Origin of the sequence: Mucilaginibacter mali (genome assembly GCF_013283875.1) — a bacterium.
GTDB lineage: Bacteria > Bacteroidota > Bacteroidia > Sphingobacteriales > Sphingobacteriaceae > Mucilaginibacter > Mucilaginibacter mali.
Genome location: NZ_CP054139.1, coordinates 5,892,473 through 5,905,992, shown reverse-complemented (window position 1 = coordinate 5,905,992; position 13,520 = coordinate 5,892,473). Strand labels below are relative to the sequence as shown.

Sequence of the window (13,520 nt, the reverse complement as noted above, 5' to 3'; positions counted from 1 at the left end):
TGTACCCCAGTTCCAGACCTCATACGTGTGTAATCTAAAGCCTGTTTCATTCGGTTTGGTGCTAAACAGACTTAAGTTCATCTTCGAGTATTTGTTTAAATCTGGTCAATTCTTCGTTGGTTATTCTGGCCTTAATGATTCGTCTCACCTCGTAGCGATCTTCGTCAGGATTGGTTGATTCTTTATGTACAATACGTAAGAATCCCATCTTTTCACAAGACTCTAAATGTTTATTCAGTTCGCGAATGAATTTTAGCTCATTGGCTTTCTCTTTGAAAAACATTTCCAGTCGGTCCCTGAACTCTTTAGGTGTGATATACAGATTTGTTGTTTCCAGATCATTAGATTCAAATTCATGCAGCCACTCCCTTAATAAAACGCATACCAGGGTCAGATCGTAACTTAATGGCATACGCCTGATCAGCCCTATGGTTAACCCGGAGTCGTCTAATTCCAGCTGTTTAAGATAAGCATATCCGTCCCTATTATCAATGATAACGCTGACCGCTATTTTCTCAAAATATTGCGTTAACTCCACCCGATATTTAATCACTTCGTTCCAGATTTCCTGTTGGTCTTCAAATACGGGCCCTTGCAATAACCTGACGGCTGATTTGGCATAATTGGCGATATTCGGGTTTGTAAATTCCATGGTTTTTAATTGGAAAATATAATTTGCGGCAGTTCCAGATATTTATGCAGTTGGTGATCAAAGCAGATCACTTCCCTGACTGTTTCACTCATGAAAAATTTACTAGAAACATTGATGAGCGTTACGTAAGCCAATAGTTCCGACAGTCCCTTGGTTATCCCTTTTATTTCGATCACTTCCTTTAGGGAGATTTGGCTTCGTTCCAACAGCAGTTCCTGTATATTTGCAAGCAGTGTTTGCTTGTCTATCAAATCCGCATTAAACAGTTTTGACAATTCCCCGATGTCTTCCATATTCAGCGAAGCACCTTGTGCATTCACGGAAAATGTATTGATTTCCGGCTTTTCGCCCAATTTTCTTTCTAAAGGGAAATAAATTTCAGGATTCGTCTCCAGCGACAAGCAGACCTCCGATTCGAGGGGCCTATCCAGCCGCTTGATAGCCAAACTGCGGATGGCGGCCATCAGCTCCCTGGTTTTTCGGGATTCCAACTGATCTTTTGCAATAATCTCCCGACTGAGCTTATCCGCCAAAATCCCATTTTTTTCCAGCACTTTCCGGGCGGCCAGGTGGAGCAGGGTTTTGAGCTTTCGCAGCGAACGGGAGGCGACTTCTATGCCCCGGTCTTCCAATACCTGATAAACTTCTTTGGTTAACTTTTGAAAATCGGCCTGACCGGCATCATCGAGCATAAATTGCCAGAAAGCGTAAAAGCTCTTCCCCTGATCTGTAGCCCTTAATTCGTAGAGCGCATCAAATGTCTCTGCCAACAGCTGCCCCTTGGATAGATTGACCTGCTGCTGCCTTTCATATATTCTTCGGGTGATCTCTTTAAAGTTATCCTCTACTTCTTTAAAGTCCCCGATCAATTCATTGGCTAAGCGATTCACATCTTCGTAACGCGATTTGACCTGGTAGTCTTCATAAATCGGCACAAAACCACCTATCTTAATCTTCCTGATCTCTTCATCTATGGCCTGTTTTTGCTTTTCAAGCTCTTCCAGACGTTTCTCCTTATCCGGGTTAGCGTTCTGCACGATGTCCCGCAGTTTATGAAATACGTCTCTGAATTTAGATTCGGTGCCAACAAATTCCTTTTCTTTCAGCAGTTCAAAAACCTGGAAGACTTTTTCTACATGCTTGGAAAGCAGCACCAAAGGTTCCTTGCTGGTATCGTCCATCACATTACGCAGGTAATTCGATTCTATCCAGCGGTCAATGTATAATTTTGCTTTTTCGTCAAAATCCAGAATCAGTTTACCGGACTTGATCTCCTCGTCATCGTCTCCATACTCGATCTCTTCCAGAAAGTCGCCCAATTTTTGAATCAGGTGCTGATAGCGTATGGTGATTTGTTCATTCTCCTTAAACTCCCGGTATAGAAAGGTAACCACTAGCGGAAGATTTCGCGCACGAAGCAACTTTAAGGTCACCGCAGCATCAACCTGTGATTTTACTTTCAATATGGAGTTGAAGGATTCGAACATTAATCAAATTACGAACATTATAAAATAAGTTTATAGTAAAGGGATAACATTATCCACGCCGAACCATTGCTGCGCCTTTTTAATGATCTTTTCTTTAACCGCGATATTATCTTGAGGCATGATATAGAAAATAACCAGGTTTTCCTTTGCACGGGTGCAACACACATAGAATATTTTTTGCGTCCGGTCCAATACGCTCTCTTTATCTGTCCGGTCTGTAAAAAGGTATTCAAAATTGTAATCGTTCCAATTACCATTATCCATCACGACCAAAACATTTTCAAATTCAGCACCCTTAGTTTTGTGCTGCGTGGAAAAGGGTGTGTGACCTTCCAGATATTGATACAGGGCTTTAAACTGACCGTATTTCACCTGTTTGACCCTGCCATATAAATAACTATTGTTTTCGATAAACAGATCGAGATGATCATCCTTCACACAAACGCCGGTTTTGGCTGCGTAATTAATAACATCTTCTATAGACGCGTCAGCCATCGTTTCCAATGTTTCTATAAAATTCTTTAACTGAACTTTATCTTTGTTCGTCCGGATTCGAAACTCGGTACGCTTTAGGAATTCACGATAGTTCTTCTTACGATAGTAATGCAGGGTATCTTCTATTTTAAACAGATGCCGGATTAGCCTGTCTCTTTTGGAGCCCTTCTTTTTTTCCTCCCGGGCATCTTGTTTTTTATCATCGATAAGCTCTTCCTTTTCGATGTAAATTTTACGCATCACCTCCCAGTGTAGATCTTTTAATTGATTATACAAGTCTGGTACAGATGAAAGAATGATGTCCTTTTTCAACTGCCGCCTGATATTTTTCAGCTGAAATAAATCAACTACCTGGTCGAATGTCATTCCTTCCGTTATCACCGGGTTAGTTACGCCGCGCTTGTTATTATCCTTGATCTTATTGAGGATGTCTTTTTTTAACCCGATAATGGGATCTTTATCATAAATGAGCATAAGCTCGACAAATCCCGCTTTGGGCGCGATCAGATTGTGGGTCAAAAATAACGCTTTGGTTTGTTCGGCATTTTCAAAGTCCCAGCCTAAAATAGCCCTGATTTTATCCTCATCATAGCTTGCCGCATGGTAAAACCGGATTGAGCCTTGCTTGACCACGCCATCTTTCATATTGGGTGCTTTCATATCTTTGGACGGTTCTTGTTCCAGTCCATCCGTCCGGAGGTCATTAGCCAGCGTAATGATCGCCAGGGGGTTACGGCGATTTTGTTTTTTCTGTACCTCGACCACAAGTTCGGCCGCCAGATACTCATCGAGATTGCCGATCCCATCTTCATCATAAATGGATTGCATCGCATCACCAAAAAATCCGATCACATTCTTTTTTAAGCTTTGCTGCAGATGGATTAACAGTGTTTCTACGATCAATGGACTGGTGTCCTGGTATTCATCGATAAAGATGTATTTAAACTTATCCTTCAAGATGCTACACAAAAGCGGATAGTTTTTGAACATCACATTCGCCAGTTCCAACACTTCGTCATGAGATATTTCCCCCAGGGTCAACCTGGTCCATTCCTTGTAAGTAATGCCGTCTTCCAAGGCATCAAAGTAGTCATTTGGAACAGGCGCCTCCGGTAATTTAAAACCGGCATGATCGCTGTTCAACAAATTGATCAGTTCCTTTTTAAGCTCTTTCTGATACTTGCCTATAACACCCCATAAAAAATCGTGAATGGTAGACACCAGTAAGTTGGGGTGATCCACCCGGCTTTCGATCTCCCTTACGGCAGCGTTGGTATAGGTCATACAGGCAACTTTTGAGTGCGGGTCGGCCTCAATGACCGACTTGATCACCTGCACAAGAGAATAGGTCTTTCCGCTCCCGGCACCGCCGCTGAGCAGGAAATTCTCACCCTTTTCAATGTGACCAAGAATTTGGAGGACTTCCGGCTCTATTTTTTCTTTATCCATAGCAGGCCCTCCTTGATATATTCCGGCGTTTCCCAATTCGCAAACTCTTTTTTGTGGCCATCCTCCTTACTATTAAGCAGTACTTCAATGGCAAACGAGGGTTTACTGCCGACACAACTTTCTGCCAGCTCGTAGCTACTCTTTGTGGCATCCCCTAAATACTTGATGTTTTTTAAGCTTTTGAAATTGTCTTTATTGTCCACAATAAACTGTCTGTTATGGTGAAAGAAAGCATCTTCAAAACTCCGCGGATGATATACCGAACCGCCCTGGTTGGTTTCTGAAACCTGATAAACCATTAACAGGCTGCCTGCACGGTTTGAAACCCAACGAGGGATGCCAGCTTTCAGCTTTTTTCGCAATATTTTATATTCAGTCGTAAGCTTTAAATAATAGGTGATCGAGGTCTGGCCGCGATGAAAGTATTTTAAGGAAGCGTTAGTGGTAACACTGACATCAGGATCATTTAAAGCACATTTGACGGTTTTTTCTTTGCCATCATCCATTATCTTTTTCCCGGCGTCCAGGTCGGAAATGATCAAAGATTTAACGCCGATGAAATGGATGAACTTTTCAAAGATATGACTGTAAGCACCGACCTCCACAATAGAAATATTCTGAGACAATAAGGGATTATCCGGATGTTCCTGATCAATTTTTTTCATCATCGCCGGCAGTAGAATCCGTTCTGTGTCACCTTCAATGAAGATGGCTTTGTCAGCGAAAAATAGTTCTGCACGGTTTAAGGTGAGGTATTGCTTCAGAAACTTGAAATTTTCCGATTCTCCGTCCTTTTCATACTCTTTTTCCAAATCCTGTAGATTCTTTGCAATGACGTGGTTTAAACCATTTTTAGTAAAATATTTAATATCATTAAAGCGGCTCTCCGCCGCTATATGCGAGGAGTGGGTAGTGATAATCGTTTGTAAATTAAATGGGGTGCCGCCACCGTCCATTCCCAAACTGGCGTCGATCAGGATATTTCTGATATTCTTGATAAACACATATTGCATCTGAGGGTGCGTATGTGCTTCCGGTTCCTCGATAAATAAAAGGTTGATATCTGCTGGCTTCTCGTCCGGAAATTGTTCCTTTCGGAAATCCGTTAGCAAAACCTCGATTTCAAAGATCATTCCGATAAGGTTCATATAACCGAGGCCATTGTAATTCTCCGGCAAGGCGTGCTCCGAATTATGATCGTACATCACGGTCGTATTTCCACTTAATAAATTTCGCTGCTGGAGGGTGGATATGATCTTAATTACAGAATCACCATGCCTTATGCCGCCGAATTTATCCACCTTTTCAATGACCTTTTCAAACAGCAATTCATAAACGCCGTCCAGTTGGTCATCTGTATCGGTTAGCGTATCCCTAAATCGTTTGATCGCTTCTTCCCCGACTTTAAGATTCTCTCTTTTTTCATAATATTTTGAGGAAAGTACAGATAAGGTCTTGTCGGTTTCTTTATTAGATACGTCCCGGCGTGCACTAATTACCCTGAGATTGATCAATTTATCTAACTTGATCTTCTCGTCCGTAATATCCATAAAATTGTCTTCCACTTCAGTACCGGTGGCCAGGTCATACCAAAGTATCTTTCTTTTTGGTTTGAAATATTGATGCAGGTTAGCTTTAAAAAACTCAAAGAATAAGGCAGATTTTTTCTGCGCTTTTAATTTTTTGATGAGCTCGTTTGCCGCCGCGTCACCTTCGGGATCTAAGACAAGTTTTTCATCTAATTTTACGATCCGCTCAACCTGGTAGGCTAAATAATCAGCGCGGAATTGTTTAAGATTATCTTCAGAAAGTACGAGCTCGTACGTCAACACAACTATTTTATTAGCCGGGTCGAGATCCAACAGTAGGTCGCTGATATTGGATAAATCATCTTTCTCTGAATATTCAATAAATAATTTTAAAGAAATACCCATGAACACTTTTTCCGGATCAACGGCCGATTCAACAACAGCCTTCAAGAATTTCTGGAAATCAATATTAAAATCGTCGCAGGAGAAATCTTTTACAATCGAGCGGTCTCCAATAAACTTCTGCATAACGGCAATCAAGGAGGTTTTGCCGCAGTTGTTTTTGCCGATCACAAGCGATAGGTCGTCCTCCATGTCCATTTGAAAATCGCGGAGCAGTCGAAAGTTTTTAACTTTTATTTTTTTGAGTTTCATGTGATAAGCGCATTTGATTCGGTCGGTCGTAGGGCCAACCACTAACAATTTTGCGTCCGGATTGCCGGGCGGCATAGGTTTACGAAAGTAATATTAAGAATTATATCAAAGATCGACAGTATTTTTTAAATATTATGCCGATTTTATAATATCGCCCGGTTTAAGGCCATGGAGAAAAGTATTCCAGGAGTCGGAAAGTCGATCACAAAGGTAGGAAATGGCTGTTATCGGTGCATCAACATCACCGATCATACAGTCATTTTTTGATGACCAAATGAATTGAAGCAGGATCACTTAGCAACTGCTCCATCACTTCCTGAATCAACTCCTGTACATCCTGCTTGATCTGTAAATAATTCCGCTGCACAATGGCGTTATTAATTAAACGCACATCCGGTATTTCCATATAGCCCGCGATCTCCTTATTTAGCGCTTCATGGTCATTGACGATCTCGCAATGAAAGGCTTTTAACTCTATTTTACAGTCCGGGTTATCAGCAACCATCCCCACAAACTCACCAGAACTGAGAGAAGAAATCCGGGAGGGCGGTACCGCCGCCTCTAACTGCTTGGATTTGCTGATCGAGGTATCTGTGCGGTTGATCGATAAGCTTTCCCTGTCCTGCATGATCCGCCCAATGCGGTCTGAAATATTTTTCGCCGTGTCGCCCGTGCTCTGCCCGGCTACTACGTTACCCACTGAGTTCACAATCACATCCGCGCGCTCTTTGCCATAATCCTTGCGCAACTGGCTAAAGTCCTGGATACCCAGGCATGTCGCTACCTTGTTGCTTCGCGCGGTCGCGATCAGCACATCGATGTTACTTATATCTACCGTCGGTAATTCATCAAATACCAGGCTGCATTTTCGCTGATCCTTTTTATTGACCAGTTTAATGAGCCGGTTGATATAAAGGGAAATTACTGCGCCATAGATCTGTATTTTTTGTGGGTTGTTGCCAATGCAAAGTAGCTTCGGCTCTTCCGGGTTATTGATATCCAGCGTAAAATCATTACCCGATAGCACATAATACAATTGCGGTGAGGACAACCTTGCCAGGGTTACTTTCGCCGAAGCGATCTGCCCCTCTAGCTGCTCAATCGCATCCCGCATATAGGCGCTAACGAAAGGGTTGATCAGCGCGTCAACCTCCTGTTCGGTACGCAATACCGTAAACAGTTTATCATAATCACATTGGATCAGCTCAATGGCGTGCGGCAACGTACAAAACTCCCCATCGTTATACTTCCGAAGAAACCAGATTACTGCTGTCAACAAATTTATCGGGCTTTCCACGAAGAAGTCGCCTTGTCTTTTATTCCATTCCCGGTTCAACCCGATCAGGATCGTTCGCGCCGATTCCACCGCATCCGTAATATCCAGCATAGAGTCCGGCTCCAATGGATTACAGCGGTTTAGAAGCCGGTCAAAATTGATAAAGTAACACTGCGTTTGCGGCGGGTATAAATGCCGGTATTTCAGGAAGGTATTGTAAACGATCTTCGACAGGTCATCGAACTTGAAATCATAGGCCATCATCGCAAATCCCTTGCTGATATGCTGCGTGATAATATGGCGGATCACAAAGTAAGATTTACCCGCGCCCGCACCCCCGGTCACCAATACCGAACGGAAAGGATTGATCAGGTTAAGCCAGCCATTTCGCCTCTTACCCTTCAACTGGTACCGCATCGGCAGGTTCACCGAATATTCGTTTTCTAAAAGCCTTTCCTCCTGCGGGAATGTCTCGTTCTCCCTATTGAAAATATCATTGGATAGCTTATCCTGGATGATTCGCGAGACCATCGTACCACCGCTTAAAAAAAGCAGGTAGCCCAATCCCGTTACGCCCACATACAGGACTGCTACCACTTCCAACTTGGCCCTCACCAACAGGAAAAAGTAGCTGGTGAGGAAAAAAAACAAGCCGGTTACCAGGTACAGCAATGCCGTTTTATAACTCTGCTTCTCATCCTTCTTCCCCTTAACCCCGATCAACGCGATCACCAGGAAGCCCAAGCTTATTAGCTTCGACTTATAGAAATTGCTGAACAACCCCGTCCGCACGATATTGCCCAGCAACCTGTCCGATAGCGGCGCAACCAAATGCCAACCCGCAAAAGCCCCGTAACACTCCTTGTAAAAATGTATAACCAAAACCGCTATACTAATCAGCCTGGTCATATCCAGGATCTTGCGCATCGCCTGATCGTTTTCTCCCGTAGTTGACATAAATCGCCCTCACAAAATCTTTCACACATTATCCTCACAATCACTCCGGCGACAAGCGCCTCCGGTTCTTTTTCTTCTTCGACCGCTTCAATTGCCAGTCCATTCCCTCCGGTTGGTATCCCGGATCGAGCAAGGTTTCAATTAACCCCATGCCCGTACCATTTTTCCCCTCGCCAGCGATATTTTGACCCGCATTTACGCTACGCCAACCCTCTTTTGCCGCCCTGCTTTGCCCCATTTTTTCCTTTTCGCCGATTTGTTTTTTTTCCTCACTTGCCCCAATGTTTGCGCAGCGTTCCAGGATAGCTTTGGCACTATATCCTTTTCCTAAATCACTACCGTTAAACACCGCCTTTTGCCGATGGTCCACATAAGTAATTCCATAAACCACCCCATCCTTATTTTGCCGTACCACGACATCAATCCCCTCTTTCTTCAATGCCGCAACGAACTCTGGCAAATCAATCTTCCCATACAATAGGATCAGGTCAATTATATTTTTAAGGCGCGGTTTTAACGGCTCTTTCTTAACTGTCTTTTCAGCAAACTGGCTCCGTAAATTTTTAAGTGTTGGCTTACTATGAAAAAGGCTTGCCTTAACTGGCGTGCCCACCTTATTGCCTTGCTCATCCAAAATGCGAAATACCAACCCCTCATGTAGTTTGACCCGGCTACCGTCACCACCTGCATCTGCAACAATATTGTATAAGCCCAGCACCGCGTTTAATTCCGGCAAAGAAGCAAACTGGTACTCGGCAATCAGCTTATTCAACACATTGCCGATGGCCCTTTTCGTTTCCGTTTTACCGTAATCCACCTTTGCCGCATCAACCGGTTTGAGCCGAAAATTTTGCTGCTGTTTACGACCCTCTGCCGGTACTAACCGGAACTCTTTTTCAATTTCCAGCCGTGCGTTTTTCGATTTGATTTTGGCGAGGTTATGCAGCGTAATCGCTTTGCCATCCGCCTTAATATTGGTCGTCACCAAATGCACATGAGGATGCCCCGCATCGTTATGTTTGTATAGCAAATAGGGCTGTTCACCAAAGCCGATCTTGTCCATATAAACCGCTGCAATTTCCCGCAGGCATTCATCCGAAAGTTGTTCCGATGGGTCAAAGTTCAAAGAGATATGCAGGCTGTTTACCGTTGTCCGCTGGTTCAATTCCGTCAACTTTTCAAAGCGACGTAGTTTATCAAAAAAGTTCAAATCAAAAGCATCTTTAATAAAGCCCGAGGCCTCCAAACACACCGCTTTTCCGGCTGCCAGCTTATGCTCATTATAGTTTAGAATATTTCGCAAACTGCCGCTCTGGTGGATCACTGCAACCATTGTTCCTCGACCTTTGAAAGCTGTTCTTTTATCGCAGAAATCTGCCCGAACAATACCTCCTTATCATGCTCCCAGCCAACCAGCCAGTGCTCCATTTGAGGCAAATAATCCAGCGTATGTAACCGGTGCGTAGCCTGGTTGAAATTCACCCCGATAGCATTTAATTCTTTCTTCAATAGAACCAACTCCGCCATAAAATCATCCAGCGAAGCATTACGCGTTTTAACCGTCACCACCTTACCAAACAACACCCGTCGCACAAACTCACTTAACTTCTTTACCGTGCTTTTTTGCCACCGGCTTTCCAAAACTCCATATTCATCGCCCGTCAACCGCAAGCCGATGATCCGTATTCGCCCTGTTTTCTTAGCTTCCATCACCTATCATCTCACTACTCAATAACATCCAAAACCTGCCACAAACCCAATCTTTCCAAACGCCCCGACTTCGGAGGGGGCGTCTTTTTTAGTTGTTGTTAAACAACTATACATCTTGCCGATTGCGTACAAGGCAATCTAACTACGGGCTGTTGTGGGAAAAAAGATAAAAACTGTAAATTCATCAACCGCCGGAAGTCAGCCGCAATCCATGCTTTAACCGGGGTTTTTGAACTTCGCCCTTATTCATCAGCCATTCGTTCAAATCCTTATGCTGGCTGTAAAAACCACTTTCGTCCCGGTACTTGCTTCCAAGCGATAAAGCATATTGCGTATAAGCCTTACCCGTCACATCCCTGTCAAGCCAAAGACCGACCTGTTTGTGTCGCTCCAAAAAAGGCAGTGCACGGTCAAACATCCCCGCACCATTCAGTACCACAAAATCAGTCTTACCCGGCTCCTGGTACGGGTGCAAAGTTTGATAGGAAAGGAAGTCCATAAAGCCCTCGAAAACCTGCACCGAATCTGCTCCAAAACGAATCGTAGTAATATCTTTTGGCGAACTGCTCTGCTTGAAGTTTTTGTTGCGAATCTCCCAGCCACCCATGTTATTTGGAAAGCCCAGGCCGTAATAAGTTCCCCCGCCAATTTCATAGACCACTTCCTTGCAGTAAGCATCCGCTACGGCTATCGGAATAGACCGTTCGTGTAGGTAATTTTTGAGTGGGTAAGCGTACAGCGGTTTTACAAACCTGATGGCCAAACGTTCTTTGTCACGCGGACGTTCCTGTTGCAGCCCCGGCTGAAATAAATAGAGCTGGTGAGGGGAAAAAGAAACATTGATCCGTTCTATCATTTCCGCAATTGAACACCCGTAATACCGCAGTAGAAAGTCAACCGGGTTGCCGCCCACAGATTGCCCGAAATCGTACCATTCGTTGTCTGTACGGTCCACATGAAAACTCGCCGTACGCTCATTCCGCAACGGCGACAAATACCACCAATCCGTATCATTTTTCTTCCTCGCTGTTGGCTCATGGCCCAACATCTCCAAAAGGTAAGTAAGGTCTAATCCCCGTATCTGGGTAAGCGAAAACGTCTCATTTGTAAAATCCATTGCACCAATCCCTTTCACATTATAAAACCAAAAGTAGAGCAGTCAAATGACATCCACCCATCCCGGCTAAACTTTGAACAGGATCGTTTCAGCACAGCGAATTAACTTTACCGCCATTATTAACCCTTAAAGGAAATGAATATGGCAACGAATGTGTTGAGTAAGGTCTATGAAACTTTGTTATGTAGTCCAGGTATGAATGAAGCAGTGAAGATCGATGTCAAAGTGAACAGGAAAGCGATCCTCTTGTTATCAAGTGTAATTGAGAACAGCCTGAGCAAAGATGGCGGTAATGCGAAGGAGTTATTAGATATTGTTCCACCAGAAGACATCAATGACCTTAAAATGTTTGGTGAAGAATGTTTGAAAAAAGCAGGATTGACCGCGCTCAGTGAGAAGATCAATAGCTTGTGCGTCTGACCGGATAACGCGGCTGGCGAGCCCAGCCGTGTTAGTTAATTTTATTAGGATGATCCTGGCAAATATTATCTCTATGAATGGTAAAACTTGCCATGCGGGATTTATAACAACCGGCGCATGATGCTATTTGCGATTCAATCTCCTACCAGAAAGTTTTTTCCAAATGTCCCTAAACTGCTTGACTTCATTGGTCGTGAATTTCAACTGCTTTATCAATAGTTCGCGGTCAATAATATTCATTACCTCCTCGATCTTCCTCTGGCGAATAAGGTTGTCTACTCGATCAAAATCAATACGAGTGTGGGTTAACAATGGCAAAGGGATTTCCCCTATCTCCGTCGGTTCAAAGGTTAATACCCCGCCACCATAACTCCGTCCGGTAACTTCTGAAAAAGCGAACGTTAAGGAATTTAAAAAGGAAAGTGCGACCTTTTTTGGATCAACTGCTGGCTGAAAACGTACGCGATGGATGGTATCGGTCGACGAAGCATTTGTTTCATTGACGATCAGCTTAGGGTAATCACCGACTTGCCTTAATGCAAAGCCACCCGGTTCATAGACGGACGGCGTAATATACCAGCGTTTCCTGATCCTGCATTTGTAGCCTTTATGAAAATCCATCGATTCACCGTAGCGTATATAGTCTTGACAGGCGGGGGGCAATAAAGCAAAATCTTCATCGGGCGGCAGGAATAAAAAACTGTCCATATCGGCTGCTGCATTTTCCAGAAGATCTTGCTCCGTAAATTTAATACCCCGGAAATGTGCCGAACGGCTGACAACTTTTTTGGTATAAGGCAAAATATTCCATTTTTCTGCAACCTGTTGCGTAATCATAAAAAACTCGTTGATCCCCGTCACCAAACCGACATTAGTCGTCATCAGGCTACCTGCAAGCTGGATGCGCGGATCAGCTTTGATCCGCCGCAACAAACAGATCTCTTCCTCGTCTAAAAAATATTTCGTCCATTTCTCCGTATCATGTTCCAGTACCTTTACCTCTTCGTTTTGTACTTCGGTAATATCGAGGCTTTCCAATTCTTCCAATGAAGTGACCTCTACCACGCGTATGCCGTTAACACCCTCTACCTGTTTTTCGCAAAGGAGTAAAACGACCTCTTGCTGTATATCCTTAAACACTAATTTTTTGAAGGTTACAATCGTCACCCGTGCAAAGAACCGGGATAGGAAAACGCGGGTCTCAGCAGCATATTTGACCTGGAACAATTCTGCAGGAATGACCATACCTAACTTGCCGCCAGGATTTAACCGGCCTGCCGACAATACCAAAAAGGGTACCCATATATTTGTCAGTTTATTGGGGGTTAAACCCATTTCCTGCATCATACTGATTGCCAGCTTTCGGTGTTCTTCAGGAAAATTTTGGTAGCGGATGAAAGGAGGATTGCCCACCACTACATCAAACCGCTCGTTGCGGTTAGTCGCCAAAAAGCTAAAAAAATCAGAATTGGTGATCGTTGTCGAATTAAGGCCATAGTTAGCCGCGCGGGCCTTAGACTTCTGCGCTTCAGCTTCCAGTAGTTCGATGCCCTTCAACCGGCCAAATAGTTCGGTTTCCGGAACGCCTATTTTTAATAACCGCTGGATAACCGCCTCCACGAAATTGCCATCACCGCAACTGGGCTCCAATACACGAATAGCAGGTTCGGTAATTGCCCATTTACAAATAAAATCGGCAATCGGCTGAGGTGTATAATAGCCACCACGCAGCTTCCTGGAATCAAGTGCTTCTTCTAGGGTGGGTTCCATCTGT

Annotated in this window: 10 protein-coding genes; 1 reads left to right on the top strand and 9 read right to left on the bottom strand. The window is 43.9% G+C overall.

The features are described 5' to 3' along the window. Positions 1–61: 61 nt before the first annotated feature. The 8 genes from HQ865_RS25030 to HQ865_RS24995 form a co-directional block, all read right to left on the bottom strand. Entirely contained in the window at positions 62–652 is a 591-nt protein-coding gene (locus tag HQ865_RS25030; protein ID WP_173417524.1) for a DUF4194 domain-containing protein, read from the bottom strand. Positions 653–657: 5 nt separating this feature from the next. After that, positions 658–2,139 carry a DUF3375 domain-containing protein gene (locus HQ865_RS25025; protein ID WP_173417523.1) on the bottom strand — a complete coding sequence of 494 codons (1,482 nt, stop codon included), beginning with the start codon at positions 2,137–2,139 and terminating at the stop codon, positions 658–660. A 30-nt stretch (positions 2,140–2,169) separates the two neighbouring features. Beyond that, positions 2,170–4,083 (bottom strand): UvrD-helicase domain-containing protein, encoded by a 1,914-nt coding sequence (locus HQ865_RS25020; RefSeq protein WP_173417522.1) that lies wholly within the window; start codon positions 4,081–4,083, stop codon positions 2,170–2,172. Beyond that, positions 4,065–6,341, bottom strand: coding sequence for an ATP-dependent endonuclease (locus HQ865_RS25015; protein ID WP_202020429.1), 2,277 nt, complete (start codon positions 6,339–6,341; stop codon positions 4,065–4,067). Before HQ865_RS25015 ends, HQ865_RS25020 begins: the two co-directional genes overlap by 19 nt. Before the next feature lie 181 nt (positions 6,342–6,522). After that, positions 6,523–8,499, bottom strand: coding sequence for a conjugal transfer protein MobC (mobC, locus tag HQ865_RS25010; RefSeq protein WP_173417521.1), 1,977 nt, complete (start codon positions 8,497–8,499; stop codon positions 6,523–6,525). Positions 8,500–8,539: 40 nt separating this feature from the next. Next, positions 8,540–9,832, bottom strand: coding sequence for a relaxase/mobilization nuclease domain-containing protein (locus HQ865_RS25005; protein WP_173417520.1), 1,293 nt, complete (start codon positions 9,830–9,832; stop codon positions 8,540–8,542). Next, a complete protein-coding gene (locus HQ865_RS25000) occupies positions 9,820–10,209 on the bottom strand; it encodes a plasmid mobilization protein (RefSeq protein WP_173417519.1) in 390 nt (129 codons plus the stop codon). The genes HQ865_RS25005 and HQ865_RS25000 overlap by 13 nt, the downstream gene beginning before the upstream one ends. 184 nt (positions 10,210–10,393) lie before the next feature. Next, positions 10,394–11,344 carry a toprim domain-containing protein gene (locus HQ865_RS24995; protein WP_173417518.1) on the bottom strand — a complete coding sequence of 317 codons (951 nt, stop codon included), beginning with the start codon at positions 11,342–11,344 and terminating at the stop codon, positions 10,394–10,396. A 117-nt stretch (positions 11,345–11,461) separates the two neighbouring features. Here HQ865_RS24995 and HQ865_RS24990 point away from each other — a divergent pair, with 117 nt between their 5' ends. After that, positions 11,462–11,746, top strand: coding sequence for a hypothetical protein (locus tag HQ865_RS24990; protein WP_237073603.1), 285 nt, complete (start codon positions 11,462–11,464; stop codon positions 11,744–11,746). A gap of 123 nt (positions 11,747–11,869) precedes the next feature. Here the strand turns inward: HQ865_RS24990 and HQ865_RS24985 are convergent, their stop codons facing one another. Continuing rightward, a complete protein-coding gene (locus HQ865_RS24985) occupies positions 11,870–13,516 on the bottom strand; it encodes an Eco57I restriction-modification methylase domain-containing protein (RefSeq protein ID WP_173417517.1) in 1,647 nt (548 codons plus the stop codon). Positions 13,517–13,520: the final 4 nt, after the last annotated feature.